Below are 18,303 nucleotides of genomic sequence, written 5' to 3'. Positions count from 1 at the left end.
CTTTCTAACTCCTTGCTTTTTCATCTGTATACTCTGCGCCTTTATGATTCAAATCCAAATCTGCTACAACTAGACGAGGCTCCAAAACTTTCTTTTTTGGCACCAAAATCTTGCCAAACTTGGCATACAAAGCAGGTAACACTAGCAGCGTTAAAGCTGTAGAAGTGAATAACCCACCTAGTACCACGATAGAAAGTGGTTGCAGAATTTCCTTTCCTGGTCCACCCTCCACTACCAAGGGTGCTAAACCTAAAGCAGAGGTAAAAGCCGTCATGAGGATGGCATTGAGCCGTTCCATTGAGCCGGAAATTATGACTTCTTTAAACGGCATACCTTCAGCGAATTTGGCATTGTAATTGTCCACCAGTAGTAATCCATTGCGAGTAGCAATCCCAAACAGAGTGACAAAGCCAACTAAAGAAGCAATAGAAATAATGCCTCCAGTCAAAGCAACAGAAAATACGCCTCCTACTAAAGCTAAAGGCAAATTAATCATAATCATGGCAGTAGAGGAAATGGATTTGACGGAAAGATACATGATGACAGTAATAACTACAAAGGCTATGGCACTAGCGATGAGAATATTCTGGGTAGCTCTTTCTTCTGCCTCAAACTGACCTGCGTACTGGATATAGTAACCAGATGGTGGATGAACCTGTTGCCCAACTTTGTCCCTAATTTCATTGACAACAGAGCGTAAATCTCTCCCTTTGGCATTAGCTGCTACAACAATTAAACGAGAGACATTCTCACGGTTGATAGTATTAGGTCCTGTACCATTACTAATTGTGGCAACTTGAGCTAGAGGAATTTTATTGCCGTCAGGAGTATCAACAAGTAAATTCCGCAGGATATCTAAGTTTTGACGCGCTTCTGGCTTTAACCAGACAACAAGATCGAAAGTTTGTTGTTTTTCTAAAACTTGAGAAACTACTCTCCCATTAAGCGCACTTTCGATGATTTCGGAAAGTTGTCCAACGGTCAAACCATACCGACTAGCCGCGCTACGGTCGAACTTGATTTGAATTTGTTCAATCGGAACTTGAGGTTCCAGTTGCAAATCGACAATTCCCTCAACAGTTTTCATCACCTCATTTACCTGGCTACCAAGGGTGCGGAGTTCCTCTAAATCGGAACCGAAAATTTTGACAGCGATCGCACTTCTTACTCCAGATAACACCTCATCCATCCGGTGAGAGATAAAACCACCGATATTAGGTGCTACTCCCGGTAGTCTGGCAAATTCCTGGCGTAGCTTCTCAAGAGTCTCCTCGCGGTTTTCCATTCCGGCGGCGCTCAACTCGATATCCAAATGTCCCAAGTTAACTCCGGCGGCATCACCATCACCGGGCGCACGTCCTGAACGTAGCTGTACATAGGGAAATCTAGGGTCATCTTTGAGGGCTGCTTGGATAGTTTCTCCAGCGCTATTAGTAGCTTCCAAGGATACCCCTGGATATAGCAACAGGGTATTTACTAAAGTTTGCTCCTGGAACTCTGGTAAAAACACGCGACCCAAAGAAGGAACAATTGCACCCGCCGCTACTAAACTAGCAACGGCAATGCCTATAATAATTCCCGAATGACGCAAAGAGAAGTTGATTAAAGGATGATAAAGCTTCTTAAAAAATCTTGCTACCCAAGGTTCTGTTTCTGGTAGACGACCATGAGGCAGTAAAATCGCACACAAAGCTGGAGTTACGGTCAACGCTGTGACACTAGAAGCCAGTACTGCAACTAGGTAGCCAATGCCCATTGGAATAAAAATGCTGCCTTCCACGCCAGCTAAGGCAAAAACTGGCGAGAAGACAACTACTGTAATGATTGTGGCTCCAAATACCGAATCCCGTACTTCTTGGCAGCCTTCAAATACAACCTCTAACACTGGACGGGGATGGGGAGAATATTTATTCTCTCGTAGACAACGATAGACATTTTCGGCATCTACAATCGCATCATCCACCGCCGAACCAATTGCTACGGCTAACCCGCCTAACGTCATCGTATTTAAACCCTGTCCCAGCCAATTTAGCGCCAGCACTCCTAGTAGCAAGGACAAAGGAAGGGCAGTTAGACAAACCGCAAGGTTACGCCAATTCATCAAGAACGGGATCAAAATGAGCGCAACAATAATACCACCTTCAACTAAAGCTCCTCTCACATTTTCAATAGAGGAGTCAATATAGTTTTCTTGACGAAACGTAGGAGTGACTTTAATATCCTTGGGTAAGCCGGATCTAACCTCTGCCATTGCTGCTTCAATCGCACGAGTAACAGTTGGAGTATCGGCAAGAGGCTGTTTATTAATCATCAGAATAATTGCCTTTTGACCGTTGAAGCTACCATCACCGCGTTTAACACCTGCGCCAATTTGCACATCAGCAACATCAGTAATTTTTACAGGTGTACCGTTGCGGGCGACAATTACTGATTGTTTTAGGTCTTCGATAGACTCAATCCGCCCTATCCCCCGGATCAATTTTTCTCGGTCAGGGGTAATTAAGTAACCACCAGGTGCATTAACATTGGCAGCAGCAGTAGCTTCCACAACGTCTTTTAGGGAAACATCAAAAGCTTGTAATTTTGCTGGATCTACTAATACTTGGTATTGACGAACGTCTCCCCCATACGCCACTACCTGACTTACGCCGGGTACAGCTAGAAGGCGGTTAGTTACTTGCCAATCAACAATTCGCCTCACTTCCATGAGGGAAGTTGTGTTTGACGTGAAGGCATATTGGAGAACCGTGCCAATGGGAGAACTGATCGGAGAAATTTGCGGTGTTTCTACCCCTTGAGGCAGCTTACTCTGAGCTTGCTGCAATCGCTCGGTTATCAACTGCCGAGATTGATAGATATCGGTTCCCCAGTTAAAGATTACTTTGACAACAGAAATTCCCGCAGCACTCGAAGATCGTACTGCGGTCACGCCTGGAGTGCCGTTAATCGCACTCTCAATGGGTAACGTGACTAGAGACTCCAATTCTTCTGGAGCAAGACCAGGTGCTTCTGTTTGGATTTCAACTTGGGGTGGTGCAAAGCTAGGGAACACATCCAGGGGCATCTGGATAATTGTCCGAAATATCCAAAAGGTGAGGACAATTGCGCCGAGAATAACCAACCAGCGTTTGGCAATCGACCATTTTATGATGGCACTAAGCATTTATAAGTTTTAAGTATAGGTAATTAATGTTTCTACTTTCGGTTGCTGACTTGTGCCTCTGGGCTTTTGACATGATTATTCATTGAAGACAATTCATCCCCAGGAACTACCCCTAGATGCGAATCTGGTATAGAAATAGGCTCGATTGTTTTAGTAAAACTATGGGGATCTTCTGCTAAATACGCAGATTCTACAGATGTTGGTATCGCCTTAGATTTGCGGCGACCAGCCCAAAAAGTACCTGCCATGAAAGCAGCAGTACCGAGGGTTGCTCCTCCTATGGCTCCGAGCAACCACACCTCACGAGAAGAATTGTTCGCTGTTACTTGTGGGGATGCTTCCTTTGCTGCTACCTTATCTTTTTGAGACTCATTACCACCTCGCAAAGACTGAGCATAAAGTTGAGGTGCGCGCTGAGTAACTAGCAAATCCCCTTCAAATAGCCCGCTCTTAACTTCAACCAAGTCTCCAGAAGTTTGCCCTAGACTTACTTCAGTCGTCTGATAGCCATTGCCATTCTGGATGTAGACAAGTTGTTTTCCATTTGCCTCAACTATAGATGAACTAGGAATTACTAAAATATCTTTTGATGTTTGGTTTGTTAAAACTTCTAATTGAGCAAACATCCCTGGCAACAGTAGCCCACCAGAGTTATTTAGTTCAGCTTTTACTGGAACTACCCGTGTTTGTCCTTCCACTACCGAACCAATTACCGTAATTTTTCCGTTAAAGGTTCGATTGGGCAAGCTGGCAATTTTTACACTCACCTCTTGACCAGCTTTAACTAGGTTTAAATCTTTTTCATAAATATTCGCTGTAGCAAAAACTTGGCTGTCATTGACAACCGTCATCAATTTACCTCCTGCATCCTCAAATGATTGACCGAGACTAACTTCACGATCGGCAATTCTACCAGAGATAGGGGATGACACTATCACCAATCCCTTAGCATTGGCACGATTTCCCAGTTGAGAAAGCCGGGTTTGATAAGCAGTACCACTAAGACGGATACGGGAGTTAGCTACTTCAACGGCTGATTGAGCGCGCTTAACTTGAGCTTGGGCTTCTATAACTTCTCGGCGACTACTAGCTTTAGTCAGTTCTGCTTTAGCTTGAGCTAACTGAGTTTGCGACTCTAAAGCTTGGCGGCGTGGCAGCGCACCTTGAGTAGCTAATACCCTGTCTTTGTCATACCTTTCTTGTGCAAAAGCCTGTTGACTTTTGGCTTCGGCTATTTCAGCTGCGGTTATCTGTAAATATCGCTGATAATTTTGTTGGGCTAGCCTTAAATCGGCTTGAGCTTGCTGTAAATCTGCTAGTCCCTCAGCTTTTTTTTCTTGGGATGCAACACCAAGTTCCACTAATTCAGGAGCGGCTAAAATAGCGACAGGTTGGTTTGCTTTGACGTAATCACCCGGTTTTACTAGCAGTTCGGTTACTATACCTGGAATTGGGGCAGTCACTTCTGCTTGTTTATTAGGTAAGGTTTCAATCTGTCCGGTTGTCTTAATTCCCACCGCCAAACGCTGTCGATTAACAGGTTCTACTTTGATTCCCAGACCTTTAGCTGTTTGGGCATCGACTTGAACAGAACTAGGAGCATTTGTTTCGCCTCCTGCTTGAAATTCATCTCCATGCCCACCGTGAGCTAAAACTGAAAAGGGAGCAGCTAATAAAATAAGGCTTAAAAGTGTCCCAGAAACCTTGGTGAGCGCTACTGGAATTTGATCAGAACTAGACTTTTGACTCATTGAAAATTTCCTTAACTACTGAGGTAGTAGAATAACGACTTGAGGGAAATATTCTGCTCAGGCGTTAATATCTCGCACTCAGCAGCTAGTTATAGGAAGCAATGTTAAAACATTGCTAAATCAGGACTTATAACCTAGTTTGTCATCCAAAAATGAAATTAGAATGAAATGTGTAAGGAGTTTAGCTTAGGTATGAAGATTGCTTCCTTTACTTACCCTTTAGTATTACTTTTAACTAACAATCAGAAAACAAAAAGGTAGTTAAACATCGGTAGTAACTAGCAAAAGTTTCTCAGTAGCTTACTTTTGATACCAAGCTTGCCGCCACTGCTTCAATTGCTTAAGTTCTGCTGATTGTGCCTTGATGATATTTTGAGCTAATTGCTTAATTTCGGGACGCTTAGATTTACCTAAAGCATCTTGAGCCATTGTTATAGCACCCTCATGATGAGCGGACATGGCATTAATGAAGCGCAGATCGAACTGGGCATCAGCTGCCCCTAAATCCATATCCATTGTCATGGCTTTCATTTGGTCGGAGGACATCTCCATCATGTGATCCATTTGAGCGTGGTAAGCCATTGGCTTATCTCCCGCTTGAGGATACCAAGCTTTCCGCCATTGCTTCATCTGATTGATTTCTTGATTTTGATCTTTAATAATGGTACTTGCTAGTTGTTTGATTTCTGAACGCTCTGATTTCTGTGCGGCTTCTTTTGCCATCTTGACAGCCCCTTGATGGTGCAACTTCATAGCATCAATGAAGCGTAAGTCGTAATTTGTGTCTGCTGCACCTAAATCCATTTTCATGTCACCAGTCATGCCACTACCATGCTTCATGCCTTGCATCCCGTCCTGCGTGGCGCTAGTGTCAGTAACATTGGTACTTGGGACTTGATTTTGGCTCTGTCCGGTACTAGAACAAGCCGTAATCACACCACTCATTAAGGAGGCAAAGGCTACAAGGGTAAACGATAAAAAGCTAGTTTTCAAAGAAATAGGCCGCATATACTTGAATCTACCTAAAACTAAAAATAATGAGTTTTTTCTAACGTTAAGACAACGCTTACTACCTACTCTGTCACGCAAAAATGAAATTAGTATGAAATTTGCTCGTCAAAAACGACTTTTAAGTTTGAATAGAGACGAACTACGTTCATTGTTTGCCTCTAACCAGAACAGCACAATTTAAACTTTTCAGCAATCGTAAATTACTTAGTACACAAGCAGTAGTTCTGTTAATCAACCACATTTCTAAAGCCAATAATTTATTTTAGGTACAAGCTCCTACTCCAACAACCACAAGCTTCCTAAGTCTTTTTAATCAGATATGACCTTAAGCATAAAATTAAGTATCCAGGTGATTGTCAGCAACTTGTTCAATTAAACTGCAAAGTTCCTGACTACAAGGGTCGTCAAGAGGTTGTTCTGCCCAATGTTCTTGATACGCTTCTAATTCAGCCTTAAGTGTTTTCATCTGATAAATTTGCTTTTCAAGCAAAGTAATTTTCTGATTTAGTAAATCTCGAACGATTGGACAGGCAGCCTCGCCCTGTTCGCGAATACCTAATACTTGTTGAATTTCTGATAAAGAAAACTGAAGGGATTGGGCTTTTTTAATAAACTTTAAACGTTTGACGGCATCAGGAGCATAATAGCGATAGCCATTTTCACTTCTATGAGCGGGTTCAAGTAACCTTAAGGTTTCGTAATAGCGGACAGTTCCTACCGCTACATCCGCTTGCTCTGCCAATTCTCCAATCTTGAGTAGCTTGTTCTGAGATGATACTGAAGCAATCTTTTTTAGCATAAATTATTTGCAACATATTTTTTATGACTATAGCTTAAACTCTAAAGTTAACTATAGAATTATGGGTTTTACGGAGCTACTGAAATAAATATTACAACTACCCACTTGACTCTCTAGCTGACTTGAGGGTTTAGCATACTATTAGTTCCTCAAGAACTAGCGAATTTATACAAGAGTACAAAGAGAAAATGAACATAACTACACGGGTAAAAACATTATTGAGCGGATCTATAGCTGGGTTAACATTGGTAGTTTTAGCTGCTAGCCCAACTTTAGCTAGTACCCATAATCAGAAGACAACGCTGAATCAAGCTTCCAGCACTTCAGCTAAGGCAGAACTGGTTCAAAAGCTACTTAGCCAAAGAACAGCGCCAGTAAATCCGACTACACCACAGATGAAGCCGATGGAATGCGCCTGTTGCAAATCTATGATGAATAGTATGCCTGGAATGACGAACAAAATGCCAGGGATGATGAATAATATGCCAGGAATGACAGATAGCCAAAATAACCAACCTAAATAGGGTTTTGATTACCCCTGCCCTAACGCCGTGCGGTATAGCAGGGGTAACTTTTTTAGGAAAACTTTAAAATGAACAAACTAAATTCAAACAATCGAACTTCTAAAAAAAGTGGTACTAGCAGGATACTTAACTACGCTTTACCCATAGCCTTCTTTACTACCTTAGTTGCAGGTACAGGAATATGGTTTGCCCGTTTTAATCAAGTTCCTGCTAACAATCAAGTAGCAAGTCTTGTGCAACCACTAACTGCCGTTAATCAGAAAAAGCCAGTCGCTGATGCTAGTTTGGCTCTTACCTTGACCCCTGCTGCTAAAAACTGGCAGGAAACTACCCACGTACATGGGTTAGCGGTCAATTCCAATAATCCAGCGATCGCCTACATGGCTACCCATCATGGACTACTTCAGCGTTCTGAAAATGGGCAGTGGTTCTGGATGGGAAAAGAACGGGCTGACTACATGGGCTTTACCGCCGATCCCACCAGTCCAAACCGCTTTTATTCTAGTGGTCACCCACCTACAGGGGGCAATCTTGGATTTCAAATCAGTAATACCCAAGGAGAAAAATGGCAACAGATTTCAATGCCAGGAGTAGACTTTCACTCCTTGGCGATCGCTCCTAGTAATCCACAAGTGTTTTATGGCTACCCTGCTTCTGGAGCGCAAGGACTGCGAACTTCAACAGATGGGGGCAAAACCTGGACGCAGCCACGTATAGTTGGATTGAAGGATGCTCCCTTTAGCCTGGTAGTTGACCCAAACAACCCAGTGATTGTCTTTGCTACAACCCGTACTGGTTTGTATAAAAGTACGGATAGTGGCAACAACTGGACGCTAGTTCCTAATACTCAAGATGCGCCAGTTGTAGCTCTAGCTCTGCTGAAAGAAGGAAACAGCACAGTGATGTACGGCTATCGATTCCTCAAATCTGCACCTGGTCTTTACCGCAGTAAGGACAATGGCATGACTTGGGATAAGTTAGGTAATGGCACTAATGGAGTAATTTTACAACTTGCGATCGCCCCAAGTAATTCTCAGATTTTTTATGCAGTTAACGAAAATAATGCTGTCTTTCAATCGCAGGATAGCGGCAAAACTTGGCAGCAGACGAGCTAAGTATATACAGTTACAGACATTACTTGAATCTAACTCTGTAGTGCCTATCTAAGGTTAGTAAGCAGTGATTTGGAGAAAAATTGGTTCTATGTCAAATTATTCAAGTATCATTCGCTCCTTCCGTTGGCTCAATTCACCCGAATGGAATGTAATAGTATTCTCATTCCTGCTATCTTTCTTTTGGGAAATTCAGCAAATGCAGTTTTATCAAGTTCCGTCTGAAATTTCCTGCTTCGACATCAATAAAAACTGCACTCTTGCTACAGTAGGGGATGTCGCAATCTCACTTGCCTCATTTTGGACGGTTGCAGCCCTATCAAAGTCACGTCAATGGGTGCATCAACCGAGTTGCAAGCAAATTAGTATCTTTACTCTTATAGGAGTTGCAATCACAATTGTTTTTGAGGCTCTAGCAACCGGACAGCTTGGTTTGTGGGCATATGCTGAATTCATGCCAACGATCCCTTTCTTAGGTACGGGATTAGTACCGTTAGCTATGTGGTTACTGGTGCCGCCTTTAACAATTTGGTTCGTCAAACGTCAGCTTTCCAATGTCACTCGTACAAGCTCAAAATCAATATAGCTTGTACGAGTGACAATTTGAATATTTACTTACCTTCTTTTATTGCTCTAGAGAAGTAAGAGGTTCATCAACTCAGATCTTGCAGCATTCTCGATAAACCCAAGGTAAAGGTTTGACAATAACCTCAAACCCTTGCTGATTGATCACGTTCCAACAACTTCTGATGTGACGTAAAAGCTTTATCCAAACAACTTGGGGCAAAAGAGTCGTTAACGCTATCGCACTAACCTTACCCCAATTGAGTGAACAGCAAGCGGGCTGGCAGCGAGATATCCAATGCGCCAATACAAAAGCAATTAGCGATAGCACTAACCAACGATAGATGCCTAACTTGGTTTTTTGCCCAACCTGGTGCAATCCAAAGCGGTGTTTGATCGTTTTAAAAAAACCTTCAATCGCCCATCGTTTCCGTCCCAAGCGAACCAAGTAGATGCCAGAGTAGGGATAGGTAGAAACCACAAAGCGTAGTTCGCGCTTCCCATCATCGCGCTTGAACCAAAACCAAGAAACCGTTAAGGGTTGAGTAATTCCGATTAGGCTCACTTGTTGTCCGCGTCGTCCATTGCGGTAAAGCTGTTTGAGCTTCCCCCCACCTTTGATACGACGGTCAAGTCGGATGCCGACCACAGCACGCCAACGTCGCTTTTGCAGGGTGTTCAGAAACTCCTTGCTGGCAAATCCGGCATCGGCTAAAACAATGACTTTAAAACGTTTAGTCAAAACTGCTGGCAAAGTTCCCAGCAACTTGAGCGCTAATTGAGTAGGACTGGGCTGACCTTTGCCGCGCCACAGGCGAAAACTCCACGGCATCCGCCACTGTCCAACGACTAAATAGCAGCTTACTAGATGAATACCGCGTTTGCCATTCAAGACGCACACCCAGGGTTGACTCAGATCAGGGTCGAGCGTTGGGGTATGAAGCGATCGAAACTTACCGCGTTTTTCCAGTGTGGTCAAATCGATGATTACCTTCAGCGTTGACTGTCCAGAGGGCAGATGATTCAAGACTTGCTGCACCATTGCCTGCCGTACTGCACGGATCATTGAACGGGTTGACCAATCGTAGTGATTGAGAAATCGACTCAAAGCAGCAGCAGATTTTACTTGACAATGTTCTGGCAACGGATGACCTTGTGCTTCTAAAAACAGTCCAAGTAAAGCTTGCAAGCTATCACGTTGATAAATGCTAGGCATTAGCTTTAGCAAGGTATCGACTAATTCTTGGGCGTATGCAACGATGGTTTTGGTTTTCATTGATTGTCAACGCAGAATATTTCTACCCTCTTTCTTTCAGGTCTGCTTCTCTTGGGCAAACTGCTCATTGCAACTGCGATGTTACAACTGCTGTAAGGTCACTACTATGCCAATCCCGATAAAGCTGTTGGGCGTAAACCATCACATCTTCATTTGGCAGCTTAACTTTGGGCTGATGGTGAGGATAACGGGTTTCTAAAGCCGCGATATCTTGCTCTACAACCACGTCAATCGACTTCAAGATCGATTTTCCCAACAAAGGCTTCATCCAGCTAGCCTTAAATCTACCGAAGATCAACTCATAAATTTTGGTTTGATTCTGCTGCTGTGGATATTGCAAGATGACTTGGACAAATTCCCCAAATCCGGCTTCCCCATACAAAACCAGTACGGAAGGAAACCAATACTCGACGGTACTTTTGAGAATCTTTGGAATGGTCAACAAGACTGGATTAGTTAGAATTTCTCCCAGTGTGTTACTGGCTCTGGTACTCTCTTGCTTTACCTTGTACCAATAATCCTTCTTTTCAAACGCTGTGACTCGGTTCTGAACGATTTGAAATAACTCCCGATGAGTGCCATTTTGATGATTGAAATCAGAATTGATCAGCCAAGTGTTTAAGAAGTCTGACTGAATGCTCTGTTCTCCAGCAATCCCAACAAAGTCATATTCAGCGGCAATCTTTTCAATCAGATCAGGAATGGGTAAGTGGGGTTCACACTCACCATACGTCCAAATCATATCTCCAATGACTGTGAGCTTAAGCGGAAGGGTGATTTGCTGTGTATCTTGTTTCCCTTCTCGATAAAGTTTGCCTTCAGTACTGAACTCCAAAGAATGGAATGGACAAATTATAGTATTGCGCTCTTTGCAAATCCAGCCGTCTGATAAGGGTGCTTGCATATGAGGGCAAATATTTGAGAGCGCAAAGACTTCTCTATTCTGGTTTTGCCACAGAACATAGTCTTGTCCATTGAGAGTGATTTTATTGGGCTGATTAATCCCCAACATAGACCGATGAGCAATCAACCAAGGAGCACCTGGCAGAATAGAAGTCATAGTGCAAAGAGTGTTAACTAACCTTATGTTTAGTTAGTATCCGACTAACCATTTGCTTCTGTCAACTACTAACCTTATTTTTAGTTAAGATTATACTGGTTCTTTCAACATACGCAGACGCTGTGGTTCTTTCAAGCAGGGCAAATCGCAAATCAGATAAGCCTCATCAGACGCGTGATGCGGAGGCAACCCAGGTGCAAATTCTGGATGCAGCAGAGGATGAATTTGCGCGCTATGGTCTGGCGGGGGCACGAATCGATGCTATTACTGCTCGCACTGGTGTCACTAAGGCAATGATTTACTACTATTTTGAGAATAAGGAGGGACTATATCAGGCAGTGATGCAACGGATTGGAACTCAACTAGAGGTTGCCTTTGAACAACTTGAAAAGGAGCCTTTACCTGTCGATAAAGCACTTAAAGAAGCTATCCGCTCTGGAATTGCCTACGGAGCTGCTTATCCTCAACGAGGAATGCTCTGGTTTTATGAAGCGATTCAAAATCAGGGGAAATATGGACAACTCAGCGGTTGGCAAAAGAGTTTCTGGAATATGACTACAATCTTGGAGCAAGGAATCGCTGAGGGAATTTTTCGACCGATTGATCCGTTTTTGACGACTGTTAACATCCTGGGTGTCTGTACGTTCTACTTCAATGCTTATGAGAACTTGAAGTATGTTGACCCCAATCGCCAGTTACTCAGCCCGGAGATGATTGAGCAACAAACCCATTCAGCAATCGACTTGATTCTGACTGGAGTTATGCTTCAGCCGATAGTTTAACTCAACTATGCCTTATTGAGAATGGTGCAAGATCTGAGTCAACTTATAAAATTTTTACTATTGCTACGTAGAGTCCCAAGTCGCACTTAATACAGCCCTTTTTATTAACAATTATTGTTACTCCTACCACCACCTGGAGCGCTTGATACAGATCGTTGGGCGCTCCTTGGGCGTGTTTCTCACTGCCCCGGATTGCCTCAGCTAGTTTCTCACCTAGTTCTATCTCGACACTGAGATTAAATGATAAAGTCTTCAGCTTGTAAAATTTGGTACAAATTAACGTCTTTTTCAAGCAAGCAGGTATGACCACTCTGAGGCAAGATAACAACCTGAGCGGCAGGAAAAATCTTGCTGAGGTATTGAGCTTCTGCAACTGATGGCAACACCCGGTCAGCCTGACTTGCGATCAGCAAAACAGGATGGGGAAACTGATGAAGTTGAGTTTCATCGATCCGAAACTTACTTAATTGCGATAACCGATACTCAGCCGTTTTTTTCGGTGCGGCTTGGGCGGCTTTCCAAAGAACGTGAAGCCTTGTAAGCGAGATCCGGGTCAGTGCAGAGGTTATACACAGGGTGACGATTGGAGAGAACCTATAAAGTAGTGGCGGTGTCCAAGTCAGCAGTCGTGGACTTTGATTAAGCCAAGCTATTCGGTGGAATGAAGAAGCAGAGTTAACCAAAATCAGCCGCTTGAATAAATGCGGAGAGTGTTCGATCAATTTCAAAGCCAGACATCCTCCCCAAGATTCACCGCAGAGCCAAACTGCTTCTTGTGGTATCCTTTCTAGCTCTGCCTGAATGAGCGCGATCACGCTTTGTGTTAATTGTTCCCAGTCCATAAAATTGTTAAGCGGTATCACAAGACAACGGACATCAAAGCCCGCCTCTAAGCCTCTAGTTTCAAGCTTAAGTAAAGCTTTACCCGTTTCATTCATTCCGGGCAGAAAAATCAGCAACGGATATTCTGGATTTGAGGTATGAGGTGTCAGAAAATAAGGTTCGCTATTTTGCTCAGATATCACGTTGTCTTACCAAATTGAGAGGTGATCGCTCCCACTTCAATACTCTGCCCCTACGCGCAAGTCTGAGATGTGCCAGATAGTCTAGCGTACTGCCGAGGTATTGTGGATCGTTGGGAAGATTAGTTCAGGGCAGATGGTATCTGGAGAGCGTAACCAGGATAGCAAACAAAGTGAGAAACTCTAGGCGATACTTGACATTTAAGGGACGCAGTTCTAAACTTCTAAGAGATAAATTCCCTTAGCTAAAGAAACTCTCCTCTTTTTGGACTCGGAGCTATTTTCATGATATATCAGGAAAGGTCAGTACTAGCAAAGTGATTGCTTATATTAACGCTCCTCATCACAAAAGCCATTGATCTTGACGGCGGCTGAAGCCGCACGAGGCGCTTTTCCACCATGCCTTGAAAAGACAGGGCTACTAAGTTATTTAACAAGTCCGCCTCCTATGACATCTGCCCTTATGTCCTATTCTTCCCTCTTGTGATAACAACAGATCGCTCTTATCCAGTTTACTGGAATGCGTAGAGTCAGGTACCTCAGCAAAACTGAAGTCTAGAGAGGCAGCAGTAGCAGGAAGGATGCCTGTAGTAAAAATACTAAGCAATCCTACAGTCGAGATTAGAAGTAACGCTCTTTTCATAATTACGCCTAAAAGTTTTGCTGGTGGATGTGAGTTATAGCTGAGTTAAGCTAACCCTTCTGTATTCTTATTAAGTGCAGCCGAATCGACTTACGCAGGTTCGGTATTTATGGGTAACATATCCTAGCAGCTTTCCATGTCGTCCGCAAAAACTTCTTGCGGTTGTTCGTGAAAAGTCCCTACTCCCCACGAAAATCAATCAATGTGCGTTCGTGCGATCGCTCCCACTGGTTGTGTTGCAAAAACTTTGCGAGGACAGAAAACTGCTGTTTAGGAAGCTCAGATTATGTAACCACTCCAAAGATTTAATTGAGTAGGCTCAATACTCTTTATATAGAAAAAGAGTTTAGAGCTAAATTCAGTTGTGAGTTGTGCCATCGGGCATTGTCACTCCACTCAAGTTTGCTCCAGCCAAGTCTACTTCATTTAAAATTGCGCCGCTTAGGTTGGCATACTTTAGGTTAGCTCCACTCAAGTTTGCCCCTGATAGGTCGGCTTCATACAGGTTAGCCCTATACAAGTCGGCTCTACGTAAATTTGCCATTCTTAAATCGGCTCGAATTAGATCGGCGTACTTTAAATTGGCTCTAGTTAGATTTACCCCAGGCATAAATCCCCAACATAGGTCTGTACATAAAAGGTCTGCTCCACTTAAGTTGGTTTCGCTAAGTTTAGCCCCGGTTAGGATAGCTCCGCTCAAGTCAATACCACTTAAATTGGCACTACTCAAGTTCATTTCAGCCAAAGTTATCCTCGTAAAATTCCGTTCCCCTGCTGCGTACTTCTCTAAAATCTCATTAGTATCCATATCTACTGTCTCTGGCTAACTTTTATCTTAAACTGCCTTGCTTACCTGACTTTAGTTAGAAATTTTACTTTAAACATAAAATTAACTTTGAATCGGATTTAATATGAAAGTAATAAATCAATAAAATTTGATGCAAACTGTACTATCTACTCAAACACCAATTGAAATAGCTTCTAGCTTTCATGCCCTGTCCGAACCTTTACGAGTTCAAGTTTTAGAGCTATTGCGGACACAGGAGTTATGCGTATGCGATCTTTGCGAACGTTTGGGGATCGCGCAATCTTCCAAACTATCATTTCACTTAAAAATATTAAGAGAAGCAGGCTTAGTTCGCTCTCGGCAGGAAGGACGCTGGATTTACTACAGTCTAAACTTGCCGCAATTTGTTGTTATGGAGCAGTACTTAGCAGATTTCCGCCGCACATCACCAATGTTACCTGCTCGTCCTTGCTAAAATATGTCTCAACACATTATTTCTTAACCTGTTATTGCTTTACAAACCTTATTAATAACTTGACAAATCAATTTAATTTGAAATGATGAAGGAGTACCCCTTAGTTAAGGTGAAGGATGGGGTCAATGAACATCACAGCAAATAGGTCAGCGATCGCGTTTAGTCTTCTACTTTTGATTACTAACTGTACGGCGGTGTCTAATACTGCTAGTCAATCTCAGCAGAAGCTTGAGGCGCAGGTAGTTAAAATTGATGGCTCTAGTACAGTGTTTCCAATCACAGATGCGATCGCTAAAGATTTTCAAAAGATGCAGGCAAATAATGTCAAAGTTACAGTTGCTGTTTCTGGGACTGGGGGCGGTTTCAAAAAATTCTGCGCTGGAGAAACAGATATCAGCAATGCTTCAAGACCCATCTTGACCGTAGAAATAAAAGCTTGCAACTCCTCTAAGGTGAGGTATATAGAACTTCCCATTGCTTACGATGCCCTCACACTCGTAGTTCATCCCGAAAATACCTGGGCTAAAAGCATTACCACAACTGAATTAAAAAAAATATGGGAACCCCTTGCCCAAGGGAAAATTACTCGCTGGAAGCAAGTACGCCCTGACTGGCCAGATCAACCACTGACACTGTATGGCCCAGGTAAGGAATCCGGAACCTTTGACTACTTCACAGAGGCAATAATTGGTAAAGCTAAAGCTAGCCGTAGCGATTATGTAGCTAGCGAAGATGATGATGTTTTAGTCCAAGGAGTAAGTAAAGATCCAAATGCTTTAGGTTACTTTGGATTTGCTTATTATGAAGCCAACCAAAACAAGTTAAAAGCCGTTGCCATTAATAACGGCAAAGAATCAGTGTTACCTTCGCGTAAAACTGTAGAAGGAGCTAGATATCAGCCTCTTTCTAGACCTTTATTTATCTATGTCAATGCAAGAGCAGCACAAACCAACCCAGCAGTCAAAGAGTTTGTAGATTTCTATATCAAAAAAGCACCAACATCAGTTAGTTCTGTGGGTTATGTACCTTTGCCTGCTGATGCCTATCGCCTTGACAATGTTCATTTCAACAGAGGCAAAGTAGGAACGGTATACGGTGGAGAAAATCAGATAAACCTAACACTTGGTCAATTATTACGCAAAGAAGCAAAGTTTTAGCAATGCAAGAAACACTACCCCAAGTTTTCAGTTTGGGTTGATTAAAGCTTTTTAAATGTCGTGCAAGTTTTCTTAGCACATTGGCGCTTGGATAATACTGGAGGTTTATGACCAATTACATTGATAAAAGTTCATTAAATAACGCTGACTTAAGTGAGGAACAGCAACAGCTTGAGCCAATTACAGAGAACTTGTGGTGGGTAATTCCGGCTAAATTAGCAGGGGTTCGTAAGCCAGTAGCAAAGGAAATAGCTCAGTTACAAAAAGCAGGTATTGGGGCAGTTGTATCAGTTATGGATGACCCTTCTAACTTGGACTTGTATCAGCGCTTAGACATTCCCTACCTCTGGCTACCAACTAAAGGCGGGACTGCACCAAGCCCCGAACAAATTCAGGAATTACAGAATTTTGTCTCAACTCAAAATCAGCTTGGTCATGCTGTTGCCGTTCATTGCACTAGCGGCAGACGTAGAACGGGGACGATGCTGGCTGCCTACTTGATTGCGGCTGGTTCATCTTACGACCAAGCGATGCAGACAATTCAAAATGCAAAGCCTGATGCTGAACTGCGAGTAGCCCAAACTACCTTTTTGCGTGAGTTAGCAGGAGGGTGAGTTGCTCAAAGTATGTGAAAAGATTTATCCAAGCAATGAAACTTAAGGAGAAAAAATGAAACGAGTTATGTTTGTGTGCAAGAAAAATTCTCGTCGCTCCCAGATGGCGGAAGGTTTTGCGCGAACGTTGGGGTCGGGAGTTATCTCCGTTGCAAGCTCTGGGCTAGAAGCAAGTAAGGTAGATCCCAAAGCTGTAGAGGTTATGGCAGAGATTGGAATTGATATCGGTAACCAGACTTCCAAACCTTTAAGTGATTTTAAAGCTGATAATTATGATGCAGTAATTTCACTTTGCGGTTGTGGGGTGAATTTGCCAGAAGCATGGATGCTAAGAGAAATATTCGCTGATTGGCAACTTGACGACCCGGAAGGAGAACCGATAGAAACATTTTACCGAGTTCGTGACGAAATAAAAGAGCGGGTAGCATCACTGTTAACTAAATTAGGAAATACCCCCAAGCCGTGAAAAATACCATGAGGCAGCGCTATGTTGCTGAATTTATCGGGACATTTGGCATCGTGTTTGCCCCTGTTGCTCTATCGGCAACGGGTACACTCCCAAGTAGCGATAGCGGTTTGATGGCATCGGCGTGGGTGTCTGGGCTATCGGTACTAGCAATGATCTATGCCCTTGGTCATATTTCTGCTGCTCACTTCAACCCTGCTGTCACCCTTGGCTTTGCGATCGCCTGTCGCTTCCCTTGGCGTTATGTTTTACCATATTTAGCAGCAGAGTTTTTAGGCGGGATTACAGCAGCAGCAGTTGTAGCACTTTTGCTTGGTGGGGGATATGGGGCGCATATCCCGGCTTCAGGATTAGTAGCTGCTGCCGTCGGCACTGAAGCGGTACTTACGTTTTTTTTGATGCTGGTGATTATATCTGTTGCAACCGATAAGCGCGTAGCTGGTGCAGTACCCGGACTTGCAATTGGCTTAACTGTAGTTTTTGACGTATTAATTGGTGGACCTGTATCGGGCGGCTCAATGAACCCTGCGCGATCACTTGGTCCTGCGTTGTTTGCAGGTGGTGCAGCTATAGCGAACTACTGGATATACGTTGTTGGCCCCATTCTAGGTGCATTAGTTGCAGCGCGGCTTTATGAGGCAATTCGGGGTAGTGAGAAACACGCTCAAGGAGCGCCCAACGATTTGTATCAAGCACTCCATGATATTGAAGTTAAGGGTTAAAGGCTCCTTTTAGATAATGAAAAATCTATCGCTTAAGTTAAAAGGAATTGATCTGTCATGACTACTTTCACTCATCCACCCAGAATTTTATTTTTGTACGGCTCGTTACGCGATCGCTCCTACAGCCGTTTAGCAGCAGAGGAGGCAGCTAGAATTATCTCTGGGTTTGGTGCAGAAACAAGATTCTTTGACCCGCGCGAACTCCCTATATACGGTAGCGTACCGGATACACACCCCAAAGTGCAGGAGTTAAGAGAGTTGAGCCTTTGGTCTGAAGGACAGGTGTGGACGAGTCCAGAGATGCACGGCAATATCACAGGCATGATGAAAAACCAGATTGATTGGATTCCCCTAACCTGTCTCTTATACACATCT

Annotated in this window: 18 protein-coding genes; 10 read left to right on the top strand and 8 right to left on the bottom strand. The window is 43.3% G+C overall.

The window, feature by feature from the left end; translation table 11 throughout:
* Positions 1-4 precede the first annotated feature (4 nt).
* The 4 genes from C7B70_RS16105 to C7B70_RS16090 all read right to left on the bottom strand — a co-directional run bounded on the left by C7B70_RS16105 (position 5) and on the right by C7B70_RS16090 (position 6,724).
* The gene (locus C7B70_RS16105; protein WP_106370031.1) at positions 5-3,163 is read right to left on the bottom strand and encodes an efflux RND transporter permease subunit; all 3,159 of its coding nucleotides are present in this window, start codon (positions 3,161-3,163) and stop codon (positions 5-7) included.
* Positions 3,164-3,195: 32 nt separating this feature from the next.
* Complete coding sequence (locus C7B70_RS16100) at positions 3,196-4,914, bottom strand: efflux RND transporter periplasmic adaptor subunit (protein WP_106370030.1); 1,719 nt, start codon at positions 4,912-4,914, stop codon at positions 3,196-3,198.
* 300 nt (positions 4,915-5,214) lie between these two features.
* Entirely contained in the window at positions 5,215-5,922 is a 708-nt protein-coding gene (locus tag C7B70_RS16095; RefSeq protein ID WP_106370029.1) for a DUF305 domain-containing protein, read from the bottom strand.
* A gap of 340 nt (positions 5,923-6,262) precedes the next feature.
* Positions 6,263-6,724: a heavy metal-responsive transcriptional regulator gene (locus C7B70_RS16090; RefSeq protein ID WP_106370028.1), complete on the bottom strand. Its 462-nt coding sequence runs from the start codon at positions 6,722-6,724 to the stop codon at positions 6,263-6,265.
* 188 nt (positions 6,725-6,912) lie between these two features.
* On the opposite strand from C7B70_RS16090, the gene C7B70_RS16085 reads away from it, so the two are divergent.
* From C7B70_RS16085 to C7B70_RS16075, 3 genes are all read left to right on the top strand, one after another.
* The gene (locus tag C7B70_RS16085; protein WP_106370027.1) at positions 6,913-7,248 is read left to right on the top strand and encodes a hypothetical protein; all 336 of its coding nucleotides are present in this window, start codon (positions 6,913-6,915) and stop codon (positions 7,246-7,248) included.
* A gap of 68 nt (positions 7,249-7,316) precedes the next feature.
* Entirely contained in the window at positions 7,317-8,363 is a 1,047-nt protein-coding gene (locus C7B70_RS16080; protein ID WP_106370026.1) for a F510_1955 family glycosylhydrolase, read from the top strand.
* An 88-nt stretch (positions 8,364-8,451) separates the two neighbouring features.
* The gene (locus tag C7B70_RS16075) at positions 8,452-8,946 is read left to right on the top strand and encodes a hypothetical protein (RefSeq protein WP_106370025.1); all 495 of its coding nucleotides are present in this window, start codon (positions 8,452-8,454) and stop codon (positions 8,944-8,946) included.
* Between the two features lie 72 nt (positions 8,947-9,018).
* Here the strand turns inward: C7B70_RS16075 and C7B70_RS16070 are convergent, their stop codons facing one another.
* Positions 9,019-10,200: a transposase gene (locus C7B70_RS16070; protein WP_199192304.1), complete on the bottom strand. Its 1,182-nt coding sequence runs from the start codon at positions 10,198-10,200 to the stop codon at positions 9,019-9,021.
* A 64-nt stretch (positions 10,201-10,264) separates the two neighbouring features.
* Entirely contained in the window at positions 10,265-11,260 is a 996-nt protein-coding gene (locus C7B70_RS16065; RefSeq protein ID WP_106370024.1) for a Rieske 2Fe-2S domain-containing protein, read from the bottom strand.
* Positions 11,261-11,382: 122 nt separating this feature from the next.
* Between C7B70_RS16065 and C7B70_RS16060 the strand changes: the two genes are divergently transcribed.
* Positions 11,383-12,042: a TetR family transcriptional regulator gene (locus tag C7B70_RS16060; RefSeq protein ID WP_106370023.1), complete on the top strand. Its 660-nt coding sequence runs from the start codon at positions 11,383-11,385 to the stop codon at positions 12,040-12,042.
* Positions 12,043-12,278: 236 nt separating this feature from the next.
* Here C7B70_RS16060 and C7B70_RS16055 read toward each other — a convergent pair whose 3' ends face one another.
* On the bottom strand, positions 12,279-13,067 hold the full coding sequence (locus tag C7B70_RS16055) for an alpha/beta hydrolase (protein WP_199192303.1): 789 nt from the start codon (positions 13,065-13,067) through the stop codon (positions 12,279-12,281).
* A gap of 998 nt (positions 13,068-14,065) precedes the next feature.
* Complete coding sequence (locus C7B70_RS16045; protein ID WP_106370022.1) at positions 14,066-14,515, bottom strand: pentapeptide repeat-containing protein; 450 nt, start codon at positions 14,513-14,515, stop codon at positions 14,066-14,068.
* Positions 14,516-14,645: 130 nt separating this feature from the next.
* On the opposite strand from C7B70_RS16045, the gene C7B70_RS16040 reads away from it, so the two are divergent.
* The 6 genes from C7B70_RS16040 to C7B70_RS16015 all read left to right on the top strand — a co-directional run.
* Positions 14,646-14,969, top strand: coding sequence for a helix-turn-helix transcriptional regulator (locus tag C7B70_RS16040; RefSeq protein WP_106370021.1), 324 nt, complete (start codon positions 14,646-14,648; stop codon positions 14,967-14,969).
* Positions 14,970-15,094: 125 nt separating this feature from the next.
* On the top strand, positions 15,095-16,126 hold the full coding sequence (locus tag C7B70_RS16035; RefSeq protein ID WP_106370020.1) for a PstS family phosphate ABC transporter substrate-binding protein: 1,032 nt from the start codon (positions 15,095-15,097) through the stop codon (positions 16,124-16,126).
* 107 nt (positions 16,127-16,233) lie between these two features.
* The gene (locus C7B70_RS16030) at positions 16,234-16,740 is read left to right on the top strand and encodes a dual specificity protein phosphatase family protein (protein WP_106370019.1); all 507 of its coding nucleotides are present in this window, start codon (positions 16,234-16,236) and stop codon (positions 16,738-16,740) included.
* A gap of 55 nt (positions 16,741-16,795) precedes the next feature.
* Entirely contained in the window at positions 16,796-17,206 is a 411-nt protein-coding gene (gene arsC / locus C7B70_RS16025; protein ID WP_106370018.1) for an arsenate reductase, glutathione/glutaredoxin type, read from the top strand.
* Complete coding sequence (locus C7B70_RS16020) at positions 17,203-17,928, top strand: MIP/aquaporin family protein (RefSeq protein ID WP_158260510.1); 726 nt, start codon at positions 17,203-17,205, stop codon at positions 17,926-17,928. The genes arsC and C7B70_RS16020 overlap by 4 nt, the downstream gene beginning before the upstream one ends.
* 57 nt (positions 17,929-17,985) lie before the next feature.
* Positions 17,986-18,303: NAD(P)H-dependent oxidoreductase (locus tag C7B70_RS16015; protein ID WP_199192302.1), on the top strand; the 318-nt coding region annotated here is incomplete at its 3' end.

The sequence above is a fragment of the Chlorogloea sp. CCALA 695 genome (assembly GCF_003003885.1).
In the GTDB taxonomy this organism is placed as follows: Bacteria; Cyanobacteriota; Cyanobacteriia; order Cyanobacteriales; family Chroococcidiopsidaceae; genus Aliterella.
Note: the sequence above shows the minus strand (reverse complement) of the source record. Positions and strands in the feature narration are given on the sequence as shown.

Coding starts and splice junctions, on each gene's coding strand:
- C7B70_RS16065 (WP_106370024.1), bottom strand. CDS start 11,260: ATGACTTCTATTCTGCCAGGTGCTCCTTGGTTGATTGCTCATCGGTCT.
- C7B70_RS16105 (WP_106370031.1), bottom strand. CDS start 3,163: ATGCTTAGTGCCATCATAAAATGGTCGATTGCCAAACGCTGGTTGGTT.
- C7B70_RS16080 (WP_106370026.1), top strand. CDS start 7,317: ATGAACAAACTAAATTCAAACAATCGAACTTCTAAAAAAAGTGGTACT.
- C7B70_RS16100 (WP_106370030.1), bottom strand. CDS start 4,914: ATGAGTCAAAAGTCTAGTTCTGATCAAATTCCAGTAGCGCTCACCAAG.
- C7B70_RS16085 (WP_106370027.1), top strand. CDS start 6,913: ATGAACATAACTACACGGGTAAAAACATTATTGAGCGGATCTATAGCT.
- C7B70_RS16070 (WP_199192304.1), bottom strand. CDS start 10,200: ATGAAAACCAAAACCATCGTTGCATACGCCCAAGAATTAGTCGATACC.
- C7B70_RS16095 (WP_106370029.1), bottom strand. CDS start 5,922: ATGCGGCCTATTTCTTTGAAAACTAGCTTTTTATCGTTTACCCTTGTA.
- C7B70_RS16040 (WP_106370021.1), top strand. CDS start 14,646: ATGCAAACTGTACTATCTACTCAAACACCAATTGAAATAGCTTCTAGC.
- arsC (WP_106370018.1), top strand. CDS start 16,796: ATGAAACGAGTTATGTTTGTGTGCAAGAAAAATTCTCGTCGCTCCCAG.
- C7B70_RS16035 (WP_106370020.1), top strand. CDS start 15,095: ATGAACATCACAGCAAATAGGTCAGCGATCGCGTTTAGTCTTCTACTT.
- C7B70_RS16075 (WP_106370025.1), top strand. CDS start 8,452: ATGTCAAATTATTCAAGTATCATTCGCTCCTTCCGTTGGCTCAATTCA.
- C7B70_RS16045 (WP_106370022.1), bottom strand. CDS start 14,515: ATGGATACTAATGAGATTTTAGAGAAGTACGCAGCAGGGGAACGGAAT.
- C7B70_RS16090 (WP_106370028.1), bottom strand. CDS start 6,724: ATGCTAAAAAAGATTGCTTCAGTATCATCTCAGAACAAGCTACTCAAG.
- C7B70_RS16030 (WP_106370019.1), top strand. CDS start 16,234: ATGACCAATTACATTGATAAAAGTTCATTAAATAACGCTGACTTAAGT.